The sequence below is a fragment of the Corynebacterium sp. HMSC063A05 genome (genome assembly GCF_001809695.1).
GTDB classification, from domain to species: domain Bacteria; phylum Actinomycetota; class Actinomycetes; order Mycobacteriales; family Mycobacteriaceae; genus Corynebacterium; species Corynebacterium amycolatum.
This window is the reverse complement of the sequence record NZ_KV798500.1, coordinates 17,189-39,491: the sequence shown is the minus strand read 5'-3', so window position 1 is coordinate 39,491 and position 22,303 is coordinate 17,189. Positions and strand designations below refer to the sequence as shown.

The 22,303-nt window shown below is 57.9% G+C and carries 22 protein-coding genes and 1 tRNA gene; 12 read left to right on the top strand and 11 right to left on the bottom strand.

Annotated features, from left to right (window positions below; genetic code table 11):
• The gene (locus HMPREF2651_RS04010; protein ID WP_049182265.1) at window positions 1–624 is read right to left on the bottom strand and encodes a hypothetical protein; all 624 of its coding nucleotides are present in this window, start codon (window positions 622–624) and stop codon (window positions 1–3) included.
• A 286-nt stretch (window positions 625–910) separates the two neighbouring features.
• On the opposite strand from HMPREF2651_RS04010, the gene HMPREF2651_RS04005 reads away from it, so the two are divergent.
• The 4 genes from HMPREF2651_RS04005 to HMPREF2651_RS03990 all read left to right on the top strand — a co-directional run bounded on the left by HMPREF2651_RS04005 (window position 911) and on the right by HMPREF2651_RS03990 (window position 4,614).
• The gene (locus HMPREF2651_RS04005; protein ID WP_038627918.1) at window positions 911–1,321 is read left to right on the top strand and encodes an HAD-IA family hydrolase; all 411 of its coding nucleotides are present in this window, start codon (window positions 911–913) and stop codon (window positions 1,319–1,321) included.
• Complete coding sequence (locus HMPREF2651_RS04000) at window positions 1,321–1,812, top strand: DUF6912 family protein (protein WP_038627920.1); 492 nt, start codon at window positions 1,321–1,323, stop codon at window positions 1,810–1,812. Before HMPREF2651_RS04005 ends, HMPREF2651_RS04000 begins: the two co-directional genes overlap by 1 nt.
• A gap of 327 nt (window positions 1,813–2,139) precedes the next feature.
• On the top strand, window positions 2,140–3,204 hold the full coding sequence (locus HMPREF2651_RS03995; protein WP_038627922.1) for a flavin reductase family protein: 1,065 nt from the start codon (window positions 2,140–2,142) through the stop codon (window positions 3,202–3,204).
• A gap of 69 nt (window positions 3,205–3,273) precedes the next feature.
• A complete protein-coding gene (locus HMPREF2651_RS03990) occupies window positions 3,274–4,614 on the top strand; it encodes a fatty acid desaturase family protein (RefSeq protein ID WP_038627925.1) in 1,341 nt (446 codons plus the stop codon).
• On the opposite strand, the gene HMPREF2651_RS03985 is transcribed toward HMPREF2651_RS03990, so the two are convergent.
• Genes HMPREF2651_RS03985 through aroA form a run of 3 tightly spaced genes read right to left on the bottom strand, consistent with a single transcriptional unit; the run spans window position 4,611 to window position 8,510 of the window.
• Window positions 4,611–5,996, bottom strand: coding sequence for a chloride channel protein (locus HMPREF2651_RS03985; protein WP_038627927.1), 1,386 nt, complete (start codon window positions 5,994–5,996; stop codon window positions 4,611–4,613). The two genes, HMPREF2651_RS03990 and HMPREF2651_RS03985, sit on opposite strands and share 4 nt — an antisense overlap.
• Window positions 5,983–7,029: a ribosome small subunit-dependent GTPase A gene (gene rsgA / locus HMPREF2651_RS03980; protein ID WP_038627929.1), complete on the bottom strand. Its 1,047-nt coding sequence runs from the start codon at window positions 7,027–7,029 to the stop codon at window positions 5,983–5,985. The genes HMPREF2651_RS03985 and rsgA overlap by 14 nt, the downstream gene beginning before the upstream one ends.
• 2 nt (window positions 7,030–7,031) lie before the next feature.
• Window positions 7,032–8,510, bottom strand: a complete 1,479-nt coding sequence (gene aroA / locus HMPREF2651_RS03975; protein ID WP_080972919.1) for a 3-phosphoshikimate 1-carboxyvinyltransferase — start codon at window positions 8,508–8,510, stop codon at window positions 7,032–7,034.
• Between the two features lie 70 nt (window positions 8,511–8,580).
• On the opposite strand from aroA, the gene HMPREF2651_RS03970 reads away from it, so the two are divergent.
• A complete protein-coding gene (locus tag HMPREF2651_RS03970) occupies window positions 8,581–9,276 on the top strand; it encodes an SOS response-associated peptidase (RefSeq protein WP_038627934.1) in 696 nt (231 codons plus the stop codon).
• A gap of 39 nt (window positions 9,277–9,315) precedes the next feature.
• On the opposite strand, the gene ybaK is transcribed toward HMPREF2651_RS03970, so the two are convergent.
• On the bottom strand, window positions 9,316–9,828 hold the full coding sequence (ybaK, locus tag HMPREF2651_RS03965; protein WP_038627936.1) for a Cys-tRNA(Pro) deacylase: 513 nt from the start codon (window positions 9,826–9,828) through the stop codon (window positions 9,316–9,318).
• 97 nt (window positions 9,829–9,925) lie between these two features.
• Here ybaK and HMPREF2651_RS03960 point away from each other — a divergent pair, with 97 nt between their 5' ends.
• On the top strand, window positions 9,926–10,555 hold the full coding sequence (locus tag HMPREF2651_RS03960; protein ID WP_016422221.1) for a sigma-70 family RNA polymerase sigma factor: 630 nt from the start codon (window positions 9,926–9,928) through the stop codon (window positions 10,553–10,555).
• Window positions 10,552–10,860 (top strand): mycothiol system anti-sigma-R factor, encoded by a 309-nt coding sequence (gene rsrA, locus HMPREF2651_RS11205; RefSeq protein WP_016422222.1) that lies wholly within the window; start codon window positions 10,552–10,554, stop codon window positions 10,858–10,860. Before HMPREF2651_RS03960 ends, rsrA begins: the two co-directional genes overlap by 4 nt.
• A gap of 130 nt (window positions 10,861–10,990) precedes the next feature.
• Here the strand turns inward: rsrA and HMPREF2651_RS03950 are convergent.
• The 4 genes from HMPREF2651_RS03950 to HMPREF2651_RS03940 form a co-directional block, all read right to left on the bottom strand.
• Window positions 10,991–11,063, bottom strand: a tRNA-Ala gene (locus tag HMPREF2651_RS03950).
• A gap of 365 nt (window positions 11,064–11,428) precedes the next feature.
• A complete protein-coding gene (locus tag HMPREF2651_RS11200) occupies window positions 11,429–11,503 on the bottom strand; it encodes a 50S ribosomal protein bL37 (RefSeq protein ID WP_014300525.1) in 75 nt (24 codons plus the stop codon).
• A gap of 75 nt (window positions 11,504–11,578) precedes the next feature.
• Window positions 11,579–11,848 (bottom strand): WhiB family transcriptional regulator, encoded by a 270-nt coding sequence (locus HMPREF2651_RS03945; protein WP_005511107.1) that lies wholly within the window; start codon window positions 11,846–11,848, stop codon window positions 11,579–11,581.
• A 485-nt stretch (window positions 11,849–12,333) separates the two neighbouring features.
• Window positions 12,334–13,440: a diacylglycerol/lipid kinase family protein gene (locus tag HMPREF2651_RS03940; RefSeq protein ID WP_239663088.1), complete on the bottom strand. Its 1,107-nt coding sequence runs from the start codon at window positions 13,438–13,440 to the stop codon at window positions 12,334–12,336.
• A 100-nt stretch (window positions 13,441–13,540) separates the two neighbouring features.
• Here HMPREF2651_RS03940 and HMPREF2651_RS03935 point away from each other — a divergent pair, with 100 nt between their 5' ends.
• Window positions 13,541–13,999 (top strand): hypothetical protein, encoded by a 459-nt coding sequence (locus HMPREF2651_RS03935; protein WP_236658477.1) that lies wholly within the window; start codon window positions 13,541–13,543, stop codon window positions 13,997–13,999.
• On the opposite strand, the gene HMPREF2651_RS03930 is transcribed toward HMPREF2651_RS03935, so the two are convergent.
• Window positions 13,996–15,327, bottom strand: coding sequence for an Rv3212 family protein (locus HMPREF2651_RS03930; RefSeq protein ID WP_049182190.1), 1,332 nt, complete (start codon window positions 15,325–15,327; stop codon window positions 13,996–13,998). The genes HMPREF2651_RS03935 and HMPREF2651_RS03930 overlap by 4 nt on opposite strands.
• A gap of 69 nt (window positions 15,328–15,396) precedes the next feature.
• On the bottom strand, window positions 15,397–16,761 hold the full coding sequence (locus HMPREF2651_RS03925; RefSeq protein ID WP_049182189.1) for a DEAD/DEAH box helicase: 1,365 nt from the start codon (window positions 16,759–16,761) through the stop codon (window positions 15,397–15,399).
• 94 nt (window positions 16,762–16,855) lie between these two features.
• On the opposite strand from HMPREF2651_RS03925, the gene HMPREF2651_RS03920 reads away from it, so the two are divergent.
• The 4 genes from HMPREF2651_RS03920 (at window position 16,856) to HMPREF2651_RS03905 (ending at window position 22,303) form a co-directional block, all read left to right on the top strand.
• On the top strand, window positions 16,856–17,080 hold the full coding sequence (locus HMPREF2651_RS03920) for a DUF3107 domain-containing protein (RefSeq protein ID WP_065423001.1): 225 nt from the start codon (window positions 16,856–16,858) through the stop codon (window positions 17,078–17,080).
• A complete protein-coding gene (locus HMPREF2651_RS03915; RefSeq protein ID WP_070585980.1) occupies window positions 17,080–17,988 on the top strand; it encodes a DUF3152 domain-containing protein in 909 nt (302 codons plus the stop codon). Before HMPREF2651_RS03920 ends, HMPREF2651_RS03915 begins: the two co-directional genes overlap by 1 nt.
• Before the next feature lie 9 nt (window positions 17,989–17,997).
• Window positions 17,998–18,849, top strand: coding sequence for a TIGR02569 family protein (locus HMPREF2651_RS03910; protein WP_049182185.1), 852 nt, complete (start codon window positions 17,998–18,000; stop codon window positions 18,847–18,849).
• 103 nt (window positions 18,850–18,952) lie between these two features.
• Window positions 18,953–22,303 carry an ATP-dependent helicase gene (locus HMPREF2651_RS03905; protein ID WP_235191231.1) on the top strand — a complete coding sequence of 1,117 codons (3,351 nt, stop codon included), beginning with the start codon at window positions 18,953–18,955 and terminating at the stop codon, window positions 22,301–22,303.

The following is a 22,303-nucleotide window of genomic DNA, read 5'->3' as shown; positions in this document are numbered from 1 at the left end:
CTAAAGCACACGAAACGCGGTCATGATCCATGGCCGCGTTTTTGCTGTTCCGCGGCGGAACGTGCCCGTGAACGCGCGAACGCGCGGACCGACACGGCAACTACCCAGGAATTCGACCTTTTTGCCGTCTGCTGAAGCGCTGGCGTGGAAGGATTGCAACGCGACACCTTTGAGGCTGGTGTTTTTCGACAGCGTGAGTATCGCAGCGTGAATAATCGGGTCAATGTTGATGCGACGCAAATCGTTGACTCGCCGGCGACCCGCGATAATGTCGAAGACGCGGCGAGTAATCGTGCCAAGCTCCTGTCTCAGATTCTGCTCACAGTGCTGGACGACGTGCGGTGTTTGCGGCGTCTTTTTTTCCGCAGGAGTGGCCACGGCGGGCGGTAATGCCGTCATGACAGCGGTCCCGGAAGCAACGGAACATCCGCTATAGGTCGGTGCCACTTTTGCGGTTGGAGAAGTGGCGGCATTAGCTGACTGGCCAAGTTGAATTGTGTGGAGAAGCGAAAAGCCCGTTGCTGGTTCGATGAATTCCCTGTCACTGGATCGGTTCTCAGCGGCGTGCGACAGCGCGTAAGGCATCGGCGCCTGCGATGTTGGTACGTGAGACGTAGGTGCCATGGATTAATCCCCCTAAAAACTCTCCATTGGCAAGTTCCCCCCCTTGCTGAAGACCATTGTCCTACAAGTGCTTTAAGTGTGCAGCTTGTGAAGGGGAATTCACGGCTGGCATGGGGGTGGGGAGAAGATGCAGCCGCGAAGTGGGCTGAGTGTCTCGCTGTTAATAGCCCTATAGGTTTCCGTCAAAGCCGTTCTGGTCGTCTATAAATTGGCGTAACGAACAGCCAATTAACACGCTGAACTGGAAAAAAGGCAAACGTGCAGGTCATGCGATAAACTACAGGCCATGCGCGGAATGATTATCGATTACTGTGGTGTCCTCGACGGTACGGATGAAGACCAGGCACGTTGGCGTAATTTGCTGGTAGAGGCGCGTGCAAATGGTGTTGGCCTGGCAGTCCTGTCGAATGACCCAGGTGGCCCATCAGCGGATCCGATTCGCAAGCTCGAAGATGAGGGCCTGGTAGACGCAGTTGTGCTCTCTGGTGAAATTGGCCATGAGAAGCCTTCGGCAGAGGCTTTTAATGCAGCTGCTGCGGCTATTGAACTGCCGGCACGGGACTGTGTGTTGGTGGATGATTCGATTGAGAACATCCATGCTGCCGTCTCTAACGGCATGGTGGGAGTCTTCTATCAGCAGTTCGACCGCGCAGTGGTCGAGATTGCCGGTCTACTGGGGCTCGAGGGCGAGTTCTAATGCGTGTCTATATCCCAGCGACTTTCTCCATGCTTGAGGCGCTGAAGGAGGATGAGCTCTTCCACGCCCGCGGTGGTTGGGGCTTTGCTGTCACTGAGGCGCTGCGCGATTTCTTTACTGAGGGCGATGATGAGGAACTGGCAGATGTGGCCTTTGATGAGGCTGCGCGTGCGTCGCTCCGTCTGCTCGATGCTGCAGAAGAGAAGTTCCCGCACCGCCGAGTAGTCATTTCCGTCGATGTGGAGGCGGAACCGCAGTCGGATATGGGCGATGCTGTGGTTAAGGTCGGCGGCCCAATTTCGCTTGCCGACGTTGCAGCGCTCCACATTGATGTGGAAGAGGCGGAAAGCAAGGTTGAGGCTGCAATTGAAGCCGTCGATAAGGCAGATCTCGGTGACGAGGATGCGGAGCTCACTGTCGGCGATGCGCTGGAGATTCCGCTGGCGTGGTATGACGTAGCTGAGCTCGGCATGGTGGTCGACTTCCTGTAGTAGCGCGTGCTTGGTGTTGAAGAAGGGGACTGGGTTTGGAACCCAGTCCCTTTTTGTATGGCACAAGTTTTTTCTGCGGGGGTATATAAGGCGGGATTGTTTTGTGTGGATAAGCTCCATGTCAAAGGGGGCGCTTCGCAGGAAAGCGGGGGTAATGACAATTTCGCTATTTGTGTCAAAATCATTTGCTTCTCTTGACCAATAACTTACCACTCCGTAGTCTACGTCTAAGTAACCTACGGGCACGTAATAATGGATTGGGCGGGGATTGCCCGCTGATGAACAGTGTTATTACTTGTTCTCCCGTGACAGTCAGGAGGGTCAAGAATGGGACTTAAGACCAAAGTTTCCCGGGTATTCAAGCATTTATCCACGCCACTTTTGCCCGATGACTACACGCAGTTGCTAAATCCGCTGTGGTCAAGTCGCGAGCTGCGCGGTCAGATTGAGGCCATTAATCCCACATCTCCTACTTCAGCAGAGTTGATAATCCGTCCGGGTTGGGGGATGCCAACAGACTTCAAGTCAGGTCAGTTCATTGGACTCGGCGTAGAGGTCAAGGGGAAATACCTGTGGCGTTCCTACTCACTGACAAATGCACCGCGGCCTCATGATGGGCTGCTGACTATCAACATTCGTGCACTCAACGACGGCTACGTGTCCCAACATCTCGTCGCCAATGTAAAACCGGGTACTGTCGTCCGCCTGGCTGCCCCGGCTGGGGATTTCCATCTTCCGGAGCCACTCCCAGCCCGTATTGCGTTTGTTACCGCAGGCTCCGGCGTAACTCCTGTGATTTCCATGCTGCGTGATCTTTCAGCTCGCAATGCATCAGTGGAAGTCGAACACATTCACTCCTACCGCGGCGAGGCAGAAGCTGTGTTTGTCAACGAACTCCGGGAGCTGGAACAGCGCAGCGCTATTAGCGCGTTGAAGTATCGCCTGCATGCCTGGAATACGGAGACGCAGCCGCGGATTGACGCTGCTGCGGTTACCGACATCATTGCTGACTTTGGAGCGCTGGCATCGTCGGCAAGCGCCTATGCCTGTGGTCCGGTTGAACTGCTGAAAAGCCTTGAGTCGGAGTTCCCCGAGCTGCGGACGGAACGTTTCACCGTTGACCGCTCGGCGGCGGAGGAGGCCGGTGGCACGGTGAGTTTCGGCAGCCGAGGAGATGTCGACGTAGACGGTGCAACCACCATCCTGGAGGCGGCCGAGCGCGTCGGGGTCGACCTTCCGTACGGCTGTCGGATGGGAATTTGTGCGACCTGCGTGCAGCAACTCTCCGACGGCGCAGCGCGGGACATCCGCACCGGTGCGACGTTTGTGGCGGGCGAGCGGGTCCGAACGTGCGTCTGTGCGCCGGCGGGGCACGCGCGTATCGAACTGTAAGTTCGCCCCACATCTATCTCAACCTGCATTAACCAGGAGAAACTACCTAAAGGAGTTGGGACCCTTCCCATGGCAATTTCCGATATCGCATCGTATGCGCACTTGAGCGAAGAAGACGTCGCAGAGATTGGGCGTCGGTTTGCGGAAATCGAAAAGCAACACCGCGATTCGCTGGGGCAGAAGGATGCTCGCTACATCCGCACGCTCATCCGCATTCAACGCACCCTTGAGGTGACTGGTCGAGGTCTGCTGATGGTACCGACCGCAGGCATGGCCCTGAACAAATTGGGGCTGCTGCCGAGGTCGTGGAAGAACACCGCACACTGGGGTTTCAAATGGGCGGGCATCTCAGCGCTGGGGCTGGCAAAGATTTTGGAAAACCTCGAAATCGGCCACAACACCATGCACGGTCAGTGGGACTGGATGAATGACCCCGAGATTCACTCGGCCACCTGGGAGTGGGACAATTCCTGCCCATCGAGCGGGTGGAAGCACTCCCACAACTTTGTCCACCACAAGTACACCAACGTGTTAGGTATGGACAACGATGTGGGATACGGCATTCTCCGGGTGACTCGTGACCGCCGTTGGAAGCCATCGACGCTGTTGCAGCCGGTGACAAACGTGGTCTTGGCCAGCCTTTTTCAATGGGCAGTGGCTTTCTACGACGTTGAGCTCGGGCGTGTGTTTGCAGGCAAGAAATCCTGGGATGAGGCCCGGCCGCAGCTCATGGAGGTTCTCAACAAGTCGGGGCGCCAGGTGATCAAGGACTACGTTCTCTTCCCGGCGATGGCGGGTCCGCGTTACCGCGAAGTGGCATTTGCGAATATGATGGCCAACCTCGCCCGTAATCTGTGGGCCTACGCTGTCATCTTCTGCGGACACTTCCCGGATGATGCCGAGACTTTCACCAAGGAGCAGTACAACACCGAGGACAAGAGTGAGTGGTATTTGCGCCAAATGCTGGGCTCGGCGAACTTCCACGGTGGGCTGGCGTTGTCGGTGCTCTCGGGAAATCTGAATTACCAGATTGAGCACCACCTCTTCCCAGACATGCCATCCAACAGGCTCGCGCAGATTTCGAAGCAGGTTCAGCAGATTTGCCGAGAATACGACCTGCCATACAACACGGGGTCGTTCCCGAAGCAGTTCTTCCAGGTCCAGCGCACACTACTAAAGTTGTCGCTGCCGGATCGCTTCTTAGTCGCTGACCCGGACAACGCCCCAGAGGTGCGTTCGGAGGCGGCGTTCAAGAAGTATCCGCAGGTTGAAGCGGAGCTCCAGTCCAGTTCCCCGCAACGCAAGGGCTTAGCGACGGGCCTGCGAATGCTCCGCCGTCTTCGCCCAGGCGTCCGGGAAATTGTCCGAGCCTATACAGGTCGCTCAACGCACACTGCTGGGCGCGGTTAGCCCTCGACCCGCTTGCGGACTGCAGCTGCGGCTGCCGGTTCGCGGTTCCATGGCATTGATTGTTTGTGGGGGAGCCGTAGCCAGGCGCGAATTATGGTCACAGTTAGTGTCGCAGTTGCACCAGCGAGGAAGAGCGCTAAGTAAGCCGAGGAATTCTGGCCGGTAAACTCCACGGTCACGATCAGTGCGAAAAGTGGAGCTGCCATGGACGCCGACAGGAAGGCCGCCGCGCCGAGAATTGCAAAGTCGCTCAGCGGAATTGAGGGCATCAATGGTTGTACGAAGCAGCCGATGATGAAACCGCTGAGCGCGCCAAGGGCAAAGCCGGGAGTTAACAGACCACCGACGGCACCCGAACGAAAAGTAACTAGAACCGCGACAGTTTTCGCGATCAGCAGCATGACCGCAAACCCCAGCAGTGGGCGATCCATGAGAACTGTGGTCGCAGCGATGCGGCCGTTGCCCAATACTTCTGGAATCCATAGCGAGATCACACCAACTAGCGTGAACGCGAGGGGGATGGCCCAGGCAGAATGCCAGCCAGTCGGTGCCTTGTCTAACACCCGCGAGCTGAGAATGCGAAATGCGTAGCCAATGGCGCCGCAGATAACGCCGAGGAGCAGTGCCGCACCGAGGTTGCCCCAGCCGTCTGAGAGATTGATTGGGCTGTAGAGCGGGCTACTGCCGACCACGATGCCCGACGTCACCGTGGCAATGGCTGAACACGCCAGTACCACCATCACCGCGGTAATGCTCAGTGAGCCCAGCAGAATCTCCAACGAGAAAACCGCTCCGGCCAGCGGGATGTGATAAATCGCCCCCAGGCCGGAACCGGCCGCTGCTGCGACCAGAATACGGCGGTGTAGCGGATCGATGCGTAGTCGATGCGACATCTGCGAGGCCACCATTGCACCTAGCTCACGCGGGGCATTCTCGCGTCCCATGGATGCACCTGCGGCTACGGTCGCCATCTGTAAAAACACATTGACAAGAGTCGACCACACAGGCATGAGACGGCCGTGCATGCCCGCCTCAACGCTTTCAATGGGCTTCGCCTTTGTGCGCAAAGCAGCCCACATTGGTCCTGCAATCAGCCCCGCCAACACGATCCCGACAAAGCGCTGTAGGCCGGTGGTGCCATCGGTCACGACCGCTACGTCACCCTCGTGCTGCCCGTAGACCGCGTACTCGATTCCGTGCATAATCAGCGCGAGCCCGGCTGCTCCGAGCCCCGTCGCAAGACCCACGATAAGTGTGTAGATGCACAGTCGAATCCAGCTGCCGGGAGCGGGGTAGAGACCGGAGTCCTCTTTGTTCGACTCAGCACTTGCCGAGGCTTCAGAGGACGACTCCGCAGAATTGGTGTGGCTAGTCTCTTTCAATGTCCAGCTCCCAGTCCTCGTTGTCGCTGATAGCGATCAATAGACGACGCACTGCCATCGCTCGACGGTGCTGAACTCCCTCCAACTTGTCCAGGGCGCACTCTGGATCCGCGGGTGGTCCCAAATGGGTGCAACCACGTGGGCATTCATCTGTTGCCGCCTGGATATCTGGAAACGCCGCCAGTAGCGTCTCCGGTGTCACATGAGCCAGGCCAAAGGAACGAATGCCCGGGGTATCAATGATCCACGAGGGCGCGCTGTTTTCGCTTTCCGACGGCAACATCAGCGCCACCGACTGCGTGGAGGTATGGCGGCCCTTACCCACACCACTGACTTCGCCGGTCTCACGGTTGGCTTCGGGAACAATCCGGTTGACGAGGGTTGATTTCCCAACACCGGAATGCCCAACCAAAGCTGTCACTCGTCCTGGAACATCGATGAGCTCTGACAAAGGAGCCAAGTTATCGTTAATACCGCAGACAACGACATCCACTCCGAGTGCGGAAAACTCCCCGGCAAATTCCTCTGGGTCAGCCAGATCAGACTTAGTCAGACAGAGCACGGGACGGACACCGCCGGCGTAGGCCGCGACCAGCGCGCGTTCGACAAAACCGGTGCGGGGTTCAGGATCGGCGACTGCACACACAATGAGCAGCAGGCTGGCATTGGCCACGACAATGCGCTCATACGGGTCATTGTCATCGGCGGTGCGACGCAAAACCGTGCTGCGCTCTGCCAGCTTGACGATGCGGGCCAGTGTGCCCTCACGGCCGCTGACATCGCCGACGACACCGACACGGTCACCGACAACGATATTGGTGCGGCCGAGCTCGCGGGCACGCATGCATGTCACTGCAACATCAGCGTTGTTATCGAGGACTACACCCCAACGACCACGATCCTTGGTCACCACCATGCCCCAGTGGGCATCGGCGTGGCTGGGGCGATCCTTCGTCCGTGGCCGAGACCCTCTACCGGGGCGGATGCGTACATCGGACTCGTCCCATTGCCGTCCACGCCTGCGTGCCGCCACTGTTATTTCCCTGCCTCGGTTCCGTTCTCCATGCCATCAAGTCGAGTGTCGACCGACTTTTCCAACGAGCTAGGGCTGGGGGAGGCCAGTCCGAGCATCTCCAGCCAGCGCAGGTCGAATCCAGGCATGGTCTTAGCGGTGGTACTGATGTTTTCGACTTCCACGTCCTCCGTGCGCAGGCCAACAATGGCACCAGCGGTGGCCATTCGATGGTCGGCGTAGCTGTGCCAGAGGCCACCGTGGAGCGGAACGGGGTCAATCGCAATGCCGTCGTCAAGCTCCGTAGCGCGACCGCCGAGGCGGTTGATTTCCGTGGTGAGCGCGGCAAGACGGTTGGTTTCGTGACCGCGCAAGTGTGCAATACCCGTCAGCTCGGTGCGGGTGGTGGCCAGGGTGGCGATGGCAGCGACCGTTGGGGTCAGCTCGCCAATCTCGGACATGTCCATCGTGATTCCGCGCAGCTCCGACGGCTTTGGACCCACGACGGTGAGGCTGGTGCGGCCGCCCTCGTGACGGTTGAACGTCACAGTAGCGCCCATAGCGGTGAGGATCTCGCGGATGCGGTTGCCCGGCTGCGTGGTGTGCTCTGGCCAGTCGGGCACGGTGACGCTGCCACCAGTGACAGCCGCAGCGGCCAGGAAGGCGGCAGCGTTGGACAGGTCGGGCTCGATTTGCCAAGTACGACCCATCATTTCGGTGGGGCGAATGGTGAACGTTGTGCGTGATCCCTCAGGTGCGTCGGCCGTGGTCTCCTCGATCTGCACACCGGCCTCGCGAAGCATGTCCAGGGTCATGTCAATGTGCGGGCGGGATGGAATCTCACCGGTCGGGTGAAGTACGAGGCCACGGCCATAGCGCGGCGCTGACAGCAACAGGCCAGAGACGAACTGGCTTGAGGCCGAAGCGTCAATTTCCACTTCGCCGCCGATGTCCGGCAGATCTTGCTCTTGGACCGAGTCACCGAGGCGGTTGCCCTGGTTCGGACCCTGTGGATTGACCGTGAAAGGAAGCCCATTTCCAGTGATGTTCACACCGAGGCCGCGCAGGGCATCCAGCACGGCCGACATCGGGCGAGCCTTGGCCTCTACGTCGCCCTCGAAGAACACCGACCCCTGCGCAAGAGCTGCGATAGGCGGCACGAAGCGCATAACCGTACCTGCAAGGCCACATTCCACGACACCACCGCGGAGCATGCGTGGAGTGACACGGAGCGTGTGGTTCGGGGCACCCGAATATGTCGAGTCGGCACTGATGTCAGTTCCCAAGGCCTGCAGTGCGCGAATCATAAGATCGGTATCGCGAGAGCGCAGAGCACCATGGATAACCGATGGGGTCGAAGATAGCGCCGCGATGACAAGAGCACGGTTCGTAATCGACTTCGAGCCGGCAATCTGCACCGTGGCGCTAAAAGGCTGTCGACCGGATTCGGCACCGTCGACACTTACAGTAGGGGCGGACCAATTCTGATTTTGGGAACACACACAACCAATTATGGAACACTTTCACTCCATACCTCGACTAGAGGGGGAGTCATCGGCACAATCAGTTGGTATGTGTGGTCGTTTCGTCAATTTCGCAGTCGCCGAAAAGCTGCTCAGCACCACGGCTGAAATTCCCGGTTTGGCGCCCGTGCGTGCCGACGGCCCGTTGCCCACCTCCCGCTACAACATCGGCCCGACCATGCCAATAGTTGCTCTTGCCCGCGAGCATCCCGGCCGCACAGGAACCATTGCAGCCGCCGTGCGCTGGGGTTTAATTCCGCAGTGGGCCCGCGAAGTGCCAACGACACCTTTCTTCAACGCCCGTGCGGAAACCTGGCAGTCCAAACCGACTTTCCGGGACGGCCTTCCCTGCGCAATCCCCATGAACGGTTGGTATGAATGGAAAAATCGCCAGCCCTACTTCGTCAGCTTCGGTGATGATGCACCGCTTTTCACCGTCGCGGGTCTGTGGGCACGCTGGGGAGATATAGTCTCCGCCACAATTCTCACCACCGACGCCGTGGGACAGCTCGCGGATCTGCATCATCGTATGCCGCGCGTGCTTGCCGACGACGAAGTCAGCGATTGGCTGGATCTCTCGGCCTGGGCAGCAAACGGAGATGTTGGCGTGACCAGCGCCGAGGTGGTGGACAAACTGACCATCCGACCGGTCAACCGCGCCGTCGGCAATGTTGCGAATGAAGGGCCGCACCTGTTGGATGAGCCCGATGGCGCGGTACCCGGCCACAACGAGGAGCTGTTTTAAGGCCGTATCAGCGGGGAGGTTGCAGGAGTAGCCGCAGGATTAGCGGGCGATGTCGGCGACCGTGGCGTCGCAAAGCGAAACCAAATCAGCGGGTGACAGTTCGATGTCCCACCCGCGGCGACCACCGGAGACGAACACAGTGTCGGAGAGAGTGGCTGTCTCATCAATGACGGTGGGGAGCTTGCGGCGACCGCCAAGCGGGGAGATGCCGCCGGGAATGTAGCCGGTGGCAAGTGACGCGTCATGGGGGTCGGCCATCGTGGCCTTGGAAGCCCCGATAGCCGCGGCGGCGGCCTTGAGGTTGAGCATTCCGGTGGCGGGAACGACGGCGATGGCCAGCCCAGTGCGTTTGCCGGATAGCTCGATAATGAGAGTTTTGAAGATGCGTTCGGGCTCGATGCCGAGGTGCTCTAGCAGCCAAGAGGCGGCCTCTTCGCCGAAGTTGTCGCTGCCGTGGGGGAATTGGTGAACGTGGAAGTCGATTCCGGCGTTCTGACAGAAGGCGATGGCCGGGGTGGCGGCAGCGGATTTTTTGGCGGACTTCTTCGACATAATTTCCCATCGTTGCACATCAGCGCAATTACGCTACGAAATGCCTGGTGACGGGGGTCTGCCGACTCGTGGGTGCGGATGTTTTAGGATAGGTAGCATGTCAGGTGATCAGACAGGAACATCGGCCATCCGGACTGATGAGTCGGATGAGGAGCTTGCGCAGCGCTTTGAGCGTGATGCCATGCCGCTTTTGGATCAGCTCTATGGAGCGGCGCTGCGGATGACACGCAACCCCGCCGATGCCGAAGACCTGGTGCAGGAGACCTATATAAAGGCTTTTCAGGGCTTCCGCTCCTACAAGCCGGGCACGAATCTGAAAGCATGGCTCTACCGCATTCTGACGAATGCGTACATCAACAACTACCGCAAGGCGCAGCGTCGTCCTGCCGAGTACGCCACCGATGACATCACCGATTCACAGATCGCGGAAACCGCGTCGCACACTTCGATAGGGCTGCGCTCTGCTGAGGTTGAAGCGCTGGAAAAGCTTCCTGACGAGGAAATTCGTGACGCTTTGATGAGTCTCAAAGAGGATTACCGGATGGTGGTCTACTACGCCGATGTCGAGGGATTGCCCTACAAGGAAATCGCCGAAATCATGGGCACACCCATCGGAACTGTGATGAGTCGGCTCCACCGTGGAAGAAAACAGCTCCGAGACGCGTTGCACAACGTAGCCGTGGAACGTGGATTCTTGAAAGAAGAGAAGGGAGATTCTCCGCGATGAGCCGAGAGTCGAGCCAAGATATGGAGCAGACGCCAGAGCGCGGGCACGCCTGTGAAGATGCTTTCTGTCAGGATGTCCACTCGCGCCTACACGCATTTTTGGATGGCGAGTGTGATTCGGAGGAGCGCCGCTTTCTCGAGGAACACATTCACAAATGCCCTCAGTGCTTAGAAGAGTTCGGTTCCGAGCAAGCTATCCGACGGCTGCTGCGCCGGTGCTGCCAGCAACCTGCCCCTGAGGACCTCCGCCAGCGCATTACCACCCGCATACGCGTGTCCTATACGCGGGTGGAGTACCGCAGGTAGTTGCTGGCGGCTAGGTTTTGGCGTGTATTCCTTTGATGCTTAATGCGATGTTTCGTAATGCGGTAGTGCGAAATACGGAAAATCCCAGGTCATGGAGATGTGGCCTGGGATATTTTTGTGGAATTATTTGTGGAGCTAAGGGGAATCGAACCCCTGACCTTCGCATTGCGAACGCGACGCTCTACCAACTGAGCTATAGCCCCATTACTTTCGAGCAACCTAGCTGGAGCTCCTGTAAAAGCTCTATTTTTAGACGTTACTCCCGGTGGGGTTTGGGCTCCAAACTCGCTGGTAGTGATCTGGCGGATGGTTAATCCTGAAAAGCGAGGATGGGGTATCGAAGAGGTATCGAAAAGGTGCAGAAAGTGACTAGGTTTATGACAAAAAACCGCGGGTGAATTCAATTCACGTGTCATAAACCTAGTCAGTTTCAGACCTGCTACCCGTTGAGCTCTCCATTGGAGACACAAAAACTCCACCTCGTCCTTCGATGCAATACCGAGTTGTGTCGGGGTGGAGTGAGATGTCTTAGCCAGTGATGGCTAAGGCTGCTGTAACTAAGGGCAACTTAGCTGTTCGGACGCTTGCCGTGGTTAGCCTTGTTCTTACGGCGGTCCTTGCGCTTACGGCCACGCTTGCTCATAGCTGGGCTCTCTTTCTATCGGGTTAAACAGGTATCAACCGGTATAGATTACACGGTAAGGGGTAAGTCTTTTAATTAGACTGCGGTGCTGGTGCGAGTGCGACGAGTGCGGCCGCGGTTGCGACGGCGCTTCAGTGCGCGACGCTCGTCCTCGCTCATGCCGCCCCAGACACCTGCATCCTGGCCGGTCTCAAGTGCCCAAGCCAGGCACTGAGCGGTAACGGGGCAGCGGTTGCAAACGACCTTGGCCTTAGCAATCTGGGCGAGAGCCGGGCCGGAGTTACCGACTGGGAAGAACAGCTCCGGATCCTCTTCACGACAAACGGCCTTGTGACGCCAATCCATGACAAACTCCTAAAACATTACGAGCCCCGGGTGAGGGCAGGGTTAAATTTCCTTGCGGGAAGGCAGCTCCGGAAATGGATTTCGTCAGACACGACAAATCGCCGTATCTCAACGAGGGTTGGGGTTCATTCCCGGTTGCCCAGGGGTATTAGGCATCTTGGGAGGGGCTACCTGTTGCATCACCTATGCGACGTGAAAGGTAGTGGGGACTCACCAAAGAGTTTGCGCCTAAAAAGGCGAGACTTGCATGGTTGCACATCCAGTGAACTGCGTGCCTGTCTCGCTGACGGTTTACATGTTTTCACGACTGGAGCGGTTCGTAAAGAGCAAAATGAATAAAAGTGCCAAACCTCACAGAAAAGTGAAGTTTTGGTTAAAACGCCAGGTCAAAACTAGCCTCTTGTGGGGGTGATTTTAGTTTTGGTAATTGCAGTAGTAAGGGTGTATGGCGCGTTTTTGTTGGCTTGTCAGTAAACAGTTACAGCTTAAGCCGGGTTTGCCTCGGTCTTTTGGCTAGTACTGAACAGGCGGCGTGTGCGATCCATGGCCTTTTTGGTCACCACAACGAGCAAGCGCTCGTCCACGGGGCGGGTAGCGACCTTCTTGGTGAACTGATCCTCGGTGTAATCGTCGGCACGCGCCACAAAATTGATTGCGCCTTGCTTAACGCGGATGTTGAGGGAATCGCACTGATTGATGTACTCGCCGTCCAATTGGAGACGAAGTGGAGCAGTAGCGGTGAGCTGGATGTGCTGAGCGTTGTCAACGCGTCGTTCGCGGGCTTCTATGTGGAAGGGGGAGCGTAGTCGGGTGAAGAAACCGGCCAAATTGGCTGCGGCGACAAGCCCCGCCACTCCCTTTAAAGAAGTGAAGCCATAAAACCCCAGGCCCCTGCGCAGTGACACAGTGGGGTTGGTGACGATGGGGAGGTCGCCGAGGAATGTCCATGGATTGGAGTTGGACACCACAGCCATTGCGAGATCGCGGCCAAATTCCTTGCCGTCGATAGTTGCGGTGATTTGTGGCGGGCTTCTGCGCAACTCGTTCCATGCGGTGAAAATTGCCGGCAAATAGCGCACGGCTTTGGCGCGGGTACCGTTATGTCGGAGCTGTTCCATGGTGGAAATGACTTCCGCATCGATGCCGATACCGGCATTGACGACGAAGCATCGCTCTGCTGCATGTCCAACACTAATAGCGCTGCGGGTTCGGGAGCGCAGCAGGCTTGCGATGTACCACGCGGCATCTACGGGGTCGCGGGGAATGCCCAACGCACCTGCCAAGACGTTGGCGCTGCCGGTGGGAATTGTCGCGATGGCAGGCAGTTCAGTGGCAGGCAGTGCGGAGAATGGGTTGGAGTCCATGAGCCCATTGACAATCTCGTTAATGGTTCCGTCGCCGCCGAGGGAAATAATGACGTCGTAATCGCGAACCGTTATTCCCGCCACCATTTCCTCAGCATGGCCGGGGTAAGCGGTGAACATGGATGTCAAGCGGATCCCATCGACTGAGCGAAGCGCCCGCACAATGCTGGGCATGCGTCGAGCAGAGTTACTGGTCGAATTCGGATTGGAGATTAGCAACGCACGCACAGGCACCAAGAGTAGTGCATGAATAGACCTGTGATGGGTGCATTGGTCGACTTGCCTCCAGAGTGTATTCATCGGTTCTCACCGGGCTAACATGTAGGGCGTGAGTAACCAGAAAAACAGCAGCAATGCGTCCAAATCGCGTACTACTGACCAGCTTGCGGTAACTGACGGGCCGATGGCCGCACCTCAGGTTGTCATGGTCGGTGCGTGGATCGGTGTCGCCGAATGTGCCCTCGGTCTGGGCTACGGAGTCTTCCTTCTGATTCGTGATTTGATGGGGTACCGCGACGAGGCCGCGGTCATTTCCGGTTGGGGTACCGCGCTGTGGTTCCTTCTCATTTTTGGCTCTGTTCTCGCTGGTGCGATTATGTTGCTGCGTGGCGCCCGTTGGGGGCGCGGGCCGATTATTATGCTCAACCTCTGCTTGCTGGGTGTGGCCTATTACATGTTCCGCTCGAGCGCTTTTCTGCTGGCTCTGCCGACGGCAGCAGCTTCAATTGCGGCGCTGGTCTGTATGTTTAGTCCGAAGGCGATTGACTGGGCTGCCCGCTCTTTTTAAATTTCGATGACGAACGCGTCGACTGACTCGCCGCGCTGAACCAGTAGCGTGTCACCGACAACTGCAAGGCGCACGGGCAGTTCCGGCTTGTCCGCATCATTTGCATGAGTGGACTTCGCAGCTGCAGGCAACGGGAGTGTGCCGATAATTTCGAGAGTTGAGGCATTCAATACCGCGACTCCGTCAGCGACTGGCATGAAAACATGCTCACCCCATGGAGCTGGGGTCCCTGTGGCCTCAGGAAACTCGAAATCCGGTGCCAGGGTGCTCGGACGGAAGCCAAGTAATCCACGTGGCGACCACCACGTCATGTGATGGGGGAGATCCGTTGTAAAAGGCGCACGCGGGGCATCGCCGTCGGAGTTAGCTTCAGCCGGTGCTGGACGCAGGGTAGTCTCACCCAGCGCCAATTCAGTTAGCATCGTGCCGTCCATACGAAAAACGCGGATGCGATTGTCTGCCAGTACCGCTGCCGTGTCCTGGCCAATCGATACCAGCGACATATCTGCAGTTACTGGACCAAGGTCAATATCGCTCTTGACTTCTGGTTTCCGCGATTCCTCCGGATTTGCCACCTGCATGACCAGGCGTCCGTGACCATCGCAATTGTTTACAACGGCCAGCAGCTCCACGCGTGTGAGCGCACTGATAATCGAACACTCTGGATGTGGCTGCATCTTCGGTTCCGGGGATGCTGGAATCTTGCCGTACTCGACTACTCGGACCAAGTCAGAACGCCACAGCTCCAGGAATCCAGAGTCGTAGACACCCGCGTATGAATTCGAGCGCACGGCGGCAGGGCTGTCAGCCGCAATCGATTTTCGGGTCGCGACATACTGCCCCGAATCGGGTTTGAGTGCAACGGTCTCACCGCAGCCAGCTGCCCCACGAAAAGTCGCGAAAACTTGGCCATCACTGCCCGAGAGCGCACACAGCGGAATATCTCGTCGATAGTGCCATCGCTCCGTGCCGTCGTTAAGCGAGATAGCACGCACGCCCCGGTCCTCAGCAACGATGAGGGAGTTGTCCATCACCAGTGGCGCCGGAGAGATGGTGTGCGTGCTTGCGCTTGCCGACGATTCGGTGGACCACACCGGCCGGAGAGTATGTGGCATTGCCTCCGGATCGTTCGCAGCCGGGGCTTGCATTGCCGAGCCGGCAGAAGCCGTCGTTTCAGTGTGATCGACCTTGCGGGCCGGGGAAGCGACCCATGTCCAACCGATGACTAGCACTACGGCGATGATGAGAATGACTGATGCGATTCGATTTCGACGCAGTCGGGTCTCTGCAGTGGTGGGCTCAGCGTTGGCTTGTGGTGACTGCAGCACGGTTGGAATGTCCTGTCGACGAGTGGTCGTGGAGAGAAGTGAGGCGGGGGAGTTGGCACGCGCAGCAGTTTAGCGGCGACGATGAGAATTGGAGTGGCCGTCCCGCCGTGAGTTTCGTCCTTGGCCGCGATTGCGATGATGAGGCTGTGAGCGGTTGTTTCGCGGACCTCTTCCGCCACGCCCGCGAGGTGGTCGGGAACCCAACACCGGGCGGGCTGGCCCGACTTTCTCATCGATTCCCTCGGGGATGTCAAGAGCTTCGGCGAGCTCGGGGGAGGTGGAAAACCACGTCGGAATCTCGGCCATGTCCAGGTCGAGAGCATCTGAAATAGCCTTCCACTTTGCGGTCTCATCCCAGCCGACGAGTGTAACGGCGACACCGCTGTGTCCCGCGCGTCCGGTGCGGCCGATGCGGTGGACATAGGTCATTTCGTCATCGGGCACCTGGTGGTTGATGACGTGGGTGACATCGTCGATGTCGATACCGCGAGCCGCGACATCGGTTGCGACCAGAACGTCGACATCGCCATTGCGGAACGCCGTCAGTGAGCGCTCACGTGCAGGCTGGCCCATATCGCCGTGGACGGCGGTGACCAGGAAGCCCCGCTCACCGAGCTGCTCAGCAACGGAAGCGGCACCACGCTTCGTACGGGCAAAAATGATGGTGCGACCACGACCGTTGGCTTGCAGGATGCGGGCAATGACTGAAACCTTATCCATTTGGTGCGATTGGAAAACAATCTGCTTAGTGGTCTCATGGACTGTGGCCTCTTCCTCGCCTGATTCAGCGCGGATGTGCACCGGACGATTCATAAAGGTACGTGCGAGAGTCAGAATTGGGCCCGGCATTGTTGCCGAGAAGAGCATGGTCTGACGTTCATCCGGCACCGCAGCCAGAATCTTCTCGATGTCCGGCAGGAAACCCAAGTCGAGCATTTCGTCGGCCTCGTCGAGAACCAAAATTTTTACGCCTGACAGCTCTAGATTATTGCGCTGGTAAAGATCGATGAGGCGGCCCGGAGTGCCGACGATGATGTCCACGCCACGGTCTAGCTGTTCAATCTGTTCCTCATAGGGGCGGCCACCGTAAATGGTGCATACACGCAGATTGGTTGAGTGCGCAGCGCGGGCTAAGTCCTCGCCGACCTGCACGCATAGCTCACGGGTGGGGACGACGATGATTGCGCGGGCAGTGCCATCCGGTTCTGGAATGCGGGCGTCATCAAAGACGCGGTCAATGAGGGGGACACCAAAACCAAGAGTTTTTCCCATGCCAGTACGGGCTTGGCCGATGATGTCCGTGCCGTCGAGCGCCAAGGGCAGCGTCAGTTCCTGGATGGCAAATGTGCGGTTGATTCCTTCGTCGGCGAGTGCGTCGCAGATTTCCGCGGCGACCCCCAATTCGACGAATGTCGGGGACTGGGACTCTGCCACGGCGACTCCTTTGCTGTTTGTAACCTCACGTGACACGACGGCTTAATCGGTCTCTCTAATCCTAGCCGCTTTGGGAATGGTTATGATGTCACCTATGGACATCACTATTGGATTTGCAGACAATACGCGTGAGCTGAGCATTGAAAACGTCGCTGGTGGCGAGGAGGTCAAGGCTGCGATCTCCCAGAAGCTGGCTGCTGGCGAAGGTGTGATTGAGCTCAGTGACGGCGCTGGTCAGGAGTACCTGATTAATGCTGACAAGGTCGCCTACGTCCGTACCGGTAATAACGCAGACCGTAAGGTTGGCTTCTTCGCCTAATGACGCAAGAACCCTTTCTCGTACGCATTGCAAGGAGTTGGGGGTGGCGAGCCTATGCCATCCCCGTACTTGTGGTGCTCACAGTCATCATTCTCTTCGACATCTTCCCTGCTGAAGATGATTCTTCAGGTTCCGGCAATGGCACTGTTGCCTCGCAGAGTGGCAACATTCGCCCTGGTCCGGTGCCCGGTGAGGGGTACGGTGATGGCTACGAGGGAGGGCAGTTGCCACCTGGTCCGGCCTTTGCCACGGAACCCTCGGGAAATTTTGAAGATGTCACCGTGGCGCATCCCCGCGTCGGGGAGGGGCGCCGCAATGCGATCAGGTATTCCGTGGAAATTGAAGACAACATTGATGTTCCTTCAATTGGTGGCGAGCGCGCCTTTGCGGAGACGGTGAACTCGATTCTAGCCGATCCACGTGGCTGGACAGCTAATCCAGATTTTTCTTTCGAGGCAGTGCCTCGCGATCAGGATCCGACGATTGTCGTGCAGCTTTCCGCGACTGGAACCGCACATCAGCTGTGCGGAAACACCTTGGGAATGGAGACCTCCTGTTACCTGTCTGGGCAGCGGGAAGGTGAGCCTGGGCGCGTGGTCGTCAGTATCGCCCGGTGGGTTCGAGGTGCCCTGCCTTTTGAGGGGGACCTGGGGTTGTATCGCCAATACCTTATTAATCACGAGGTTGGTCACGGACTTGGGTACGCGGTTCACGAGCCCTGCCCGAGGGACGGCGGTGTCGCGCCAATCATGATGCAGCAGACCCTGAGCGTGTCGAACGATGAACTGCACGAAATCGACAGCAGCGAGGTCTATCAGGTCGATGGCAAGACGTGTTCTGCCAACGGCTGGCCGTATCCATTTGGGGCGGACGACGATACGGCCGCACCGACTCAGAAAGCAAGGTAGTAGCAGATTATGATTGCCACTCCTCCCGACCGTGTTTTAGAGGCCTTTGGTGCCGAGGGTGAGCCGCATCGTGCCGAGCGAGCTTGGGACAATGGCTGGGTCTACGACGATTCCATTGTCCTTTCGCCGGTACATAATTCGGCGCAAGCGCTGTGGTCTGCAAAGGTTCGCAGCGCGCTAGATGTCGATGGCGTCCGAGTAGCGAAATCCGTGCGTACTAGTGACGGCCGCTTGGTCATTGCTGGGTGGCAGGCCCGTCATTTCATCCCGGGGGGATTCGCGCCACGTGCCGATGAAACCATTGTTGCCGCTGGTCGCGTGGAAGAGTCGCTTGCCAGTATTGAACGGCCGCAGTTCCTCCTTGATAAGGAGCCCGATTACTTTGTCATGTGTAATCGCGCAGCTTGGGAATCTGACCCAATCGGCATCCTCGAGCAGCTTCTCGACGCGGATAGCGTCCCCCGCGCCGATTGCGCCGAGGCTCTCACAATCTCCGGTGATCTTCTCCAGTTGCGGGCAGAGATGGTTGTGCCAACGGAGCTTCTGCAGGTCTGTCACGCAGACCTCGTCGGCACGCTGCTTTACGACGGCACGGCCGCCCCCGTTCTCACCGATATCGTGCCAGCATGGCGTGTCCGTGGTTGGACAGCTGCCTTAGCGGCAGTGGATTGTCTGTCCATGATGGGTGCTGATGAAGAGCTACTGCGACGCTTCGATCATTTGCCGGATTTCGGTCAGTTGCTCGTTCGTGCGATGTGCTATCGACTTTTTGTCCACGCTGTTAGTCCAGAATCGCAGCCGGGTGCGTATCGTGGCCTGTTCCGTGCGGCTTCGCTAGTCCGCGCGTTTGTGTCTAAGTAACGCCTGGCAGTATTCACGGGAGTTTTTGGGGCGGGGGTATTTTTACCTCTATTTCGAATGGGTGTTCGAGTGTCTGTCCGGAGGTTGTGCCACAATGGTGCACATGAACGTAGATGGAATGCCGAAGGTTCGGTTCGTCCAGGAGGAACCGCCTCGTCGTCGGCAGTGGTTGGGTACTGCGGTAGAGGCGCTTTTCCCTTCCCATAATCGGGCGCTCGTGGTAGCGAACAAGCTTGTAAACCAGCCTGTTGTGCGCGTTTTAGGCGGCCCAGGGACTGGCAAGAGTTCGCTGCTGGCAGATCTCGCGGTGGACTACATACACTCGGGCATTCCGGCGGACAGCATTTTGGTGGTGTCACAGTCAAAAGAGGCCGCCGCGGAATTGAGGCGGAATATTGACAGGCGTTTTTCCTCTGAACTGGGGGAAGGCGGTTCGTTCGGGGCAGGTCAAGGTGGCATGGTGCGTGCCGTGCATTCACTTGCCTATGCAGTAGTACGTGATGCCGCCGTCAGTCGGGGAGAGCCTGAACCATCGTTGACCACTGGTGCACGCCAAGATGCTGTCGTGCGGCAGCTTTTGGCTGGTCATGCGGAAGATGGTGGTGCGTATTGGCCAGAGCGGTTGCGCCCGGCTCTTCCATTAGTCGGTTTTTCCCGTGCGGTTCGTGACTTTCTGCTGCGTGCAGCTGAGCGGGGGATTGATGCCCCGAGGCTTCAGCAGCTCGGCGTGGACTATGGCATTGAGTCGTGGTGTGCGGCTGGCAAGTTTATGGCGGAGTATCAGCAGACTATGCGGTTGGCGTGGGAGCCCAGCTTGAACGCTGCAGAGATTGTCTCTGCGGCATTGATGGAGCTGGATACAGACGCGCAAGCACTGGCTCGGTGGGGAAAGTCGGTGGTGCTGGTCGATGATGCTGAACACCTATCGCCGGAGGCTGCGCGTCTTGTGGATCGGTTTGTGTCGCAGGCGGCGGTGGCCGTCATTACTGGTGATGAAGATCAATCGGTATTTCACTTCCGCGGTGCTAATAATGACTATCTCCGGGGGATTGGTGAGGTCGAGTACAAGGCAATCCACTTGCAGCAGTCTTACCGCTGTAACGCTGATATCGCGGATTTAGTCAACGCAGTTTCTCAGCGCTTGCCTAAGGCTCCTGCATACCGCGGCATTGTTGGTTCAGTTGGAACACAAGAAGCTAGTGAATCCGACGTTGGAAACAACAGTGAGACCGTCGCAGCGGAAAACTCGTACGCAGCGAAAAGTGCAGTAAAAATAGCTATTCATCCCTCTGAACGTGCACAGCGAGCCACAGTCGCGGACTACTTCCGGCGCCTTCATATTGACGAGGGGGTGGCATGGAAGGATATGGCGGTCATTGTCCGGTCCGGTGCAGGGGAGTCCTCTCTGTTCCGTGCATTGTCGCGTGCGGGTGTGCCTGTGCAGATTGACCCAACGGACATCGTGCTAAGTCATCAGCGATTGGTGCGAGCGCTGATGGTGGCGTTGCGGGCAACTATGAACCAGCTCGATGACGTGGAGTGGGACGAGTTCCTCTCCGGCCCACTGGTCAACATGGATCCGATTGTCAAAGAGCGTCTGCTGCGCGGAATCCGAAAGGCCGACCTGTTCGGCGGGGCCGCGATGACTCAGCTCATCGGAATCTTGAAAGCAGATGGACTCACAACAGAGCAGCTGGAACTTATTGAGTCTCTGTCGCAGCGTGAACGTCAGGCGCTGCAGGTGCCGCTGGATCTATTGAGCGCAGCGCGTGAAGCGTTGCGTGATGGTGTGGAAGCAACTTTGTGGGCAATTTGGCAGTCCACTGGTTTGGCAGACCATCTGGTGGCGGCATCGTTGCGCGGCGGTACAGCTGGAGCATCGGCTGACCGCGACCTGGATGCTGTGATGGCACTGTTCGACTTTGCTGGTGACCGTGTGGAGCTGAATCCAAAGCTGACGGTTGACGGTTTTATCGCTTCTGTGGAAGAACAGGAGCTGCCCATCGGCGCACGTGACCGTAGCGGGGTAGAGCGCGACGCCGTGCGCATTCTCTCAGCGCATGCGGCTCTGGGCAGGCAGTGGAAGGCAGTAGCAGTTGTCGGAGTACAGGAAGGCCAGTGGCCCAGCCTCGGTGTAACTGGCTCGGTGATGAAGCAGAACGAGTTCATCGGTCTCGTCGACCACGGGATTGCACCGCGGGAGTACATCAATTCCATGGCGGATGCGCTAGCGGAGGAACGTCGTTTGCTGCACGTCGCGGTATCACGGGCTAGCGACAGGGTACTGCTGACCGCAGTCGATTCTCCTGATGATGTTGGAGTTCCCAGTCCGTTTGTTATCGAGCTCGTTGAAAAGCTCGGTAATTCGGGGACGGAGCTGGCGAAGCAGTCGGAAGCCTCTTCGGCTGCGAACGGAGTCGGGGCTACGGCTAATGAAGCAAACACCGGCAGTCCGGATGTTGCAGAGGCAGAAGAATCCAAATGGGCCGGTGAAGGCCTGCCACGGGTGCTCTCTGTGGAGTCACTGCTGGCAGAACTGCGTGCAGCCGTTGTAGACGATGCGGAGACTGAGACGCGGCGTCGACAAGCTGCACGTCAACTCGCGCGATTGGCGCAGGTTGAGGTTGCTGGCGCACATCCAGACACCTGGTGGGGGCTCCGTGCACCGTCGACCTCGAAGCCGGTAAATGACAAGAAGCCGATGAGAATCAACCCTTCCAAGGTGGAAGCAGCCCTGAGTTGCCCGCTGAAGGCCATGCTGGATAAATCAGCACCGACATCGGCCATGTATTTAGGCTCTCTACTTCATCAGGCGGTAGAAGCCGTAGCCAAGGGAGTGACTGTACCTGAGGCGCAGTCCGAAATCCGGCGTGTTTTTGGTGACCTGTCCGATGATCCGGAGTGGCGTAAGCGTACTGAGGAAGACACCTGGTTGACAGCGCTGGAGGATTGGCAGCGGTGGATTGAGACTAAGAAAGATATCGGGACCGAGGTTCCGGTAAAAGTCACCATCAACGATGACATCGTGATTGTCGGACGAATCGACCGATTGATTGAAGACGCTGATGGTGCAGTTCAAATCGTCGATATTAAAACCGGTAAGACAGCGCCCTCCGGTAAAGACGTAGAAGAACATGCACAGCTAGCTACATATCAGCTGGCGTTGTCGAAGGGGAAGCTCGTTGAAAGCGGAGATGGGCTTGCTGTGGACAACGGCGAAGGCATTGAACAATCAGGGGCATACCTGGTATTTCCGCGAAAGTCACACAATAAGACCATTATCACTAGTCGAGAACAGTCAAAGCTCACGGAAGACAAGTTGGCTGACTGGGAGCGTCGTGTGGAGCAGGTAGCACGTGCGACGTCTGGCCCGCGTGCCTTGGCGCTCGCTGGTGATCATTGCAAGTTCTGCACGCTTTCGAAGGCGTGCCCGGCAGCAGAAGGGAATCGGTAG

Excerpts from the sequence above, each read along its gene's own strand:
- HMPREF2651_RS04010 (WP_049182265.1), bottom strand. The coding sequence starts at position 624 with ATGGCACCTACGTCTCACGTACCAACATCGCAGGCGCCGATGCCTTAC.
- HMPREF2651_RS04005 (WP_038627918.1), top strand. The coding sequence starts at position 911 with ATGCGCGGAATGATTATCGATTACTGTGGTGTCCTCGACGGTACGGAT.
- HMPREF2651_RS04000 (WP_038627920.1), top strand. The coding sequence starts at position 1,321 with ATGCGTGTCTATATCCCAGCGACTTTCTCCATGCTTGAGGCGCTGAAG.
- HMPREF2651_RS03995 (WP_038627922.1), top strand. The coding sequence starts at position 2,140 with ATGGGACTTAAGACCAAAGTTTCCCGGGTATTCAAGCATTTATCCACG.
- HMPREF2651_RS03990 (WP_038627925.1), top strand. The coding sequence starts at position 3,274 with ATGGCAATTTCCGATATCGCATCGTATGCGCACTTGAGCGAAGAAGAC.
- HMPREF2651_RS03970 (WP_038627934.1), top strand. The coding sequence starts at position 8,581 with ATGTGTGGTCGTTTCGTCAATTTCGCAGTCGCCGAAAAGCTGCTCAGC.
- ybaK (WP_038627936.1), bottom strand. The coding sequence starts at position 9,828 with ATGTCGAAGAAGTCCGCCAAAAAATCCGCTGCCGCCACCCCGGCCATC.
- HMPREF2651_RS03960 (WP_016422221.1), top strand. The coding sequence starts at position 9,926 with ATGTCAGGTGATCAGACAGGAACATCGGCCATCCGGACTGATGAGTCG.
- rsrA (WP_016422222.1), top strand. The coding sequence starts at position 10,552 with ATGAGCCGAGAGTCGAGCCAAGATATGGAGCAGACGCCAGAGCGCGGG.
- HMPREF2651_RS03945 (WP_005511107.1), bottom strand. The coding sequence starts at position 11,848 with ATGGATTGGCGTCACAAGGCCGTTTGTCGTGAAGAGGATCCGGAGCTG.
- HMPREF2651_RS03920 (WP_065423001.1), top strand. The coding sequence starts at position 16,856 with ATGGACATCACTATTGGATTTGCAGACAATACGCGTGAGCTGAGCATT.
- HMPREF2651_RS03915 (WP_070585980.1), top strand. The coding sequence starts at position 17,080 with ATGACGCAAGAACCCTTTCTCGTACGCATTGCAAGGAGTTGGGGGTGG.
- HMPREF2651_RS03910 (WP_049182185.1), top strand. The coding sequence starts at position 17,998 with ATGATTGCCACTCCTCCCGACCGTGTTTTAGAGGCCTTTGGTGCCGAG.
- HMPREF2651_RS03905 (WP_235191231.1), top strand. The coding sequence starts at position 18,953 with ATGAACGTAGATGGAATGCCGAAGGTTCGGTTCGTCCAGGAGGAACCG.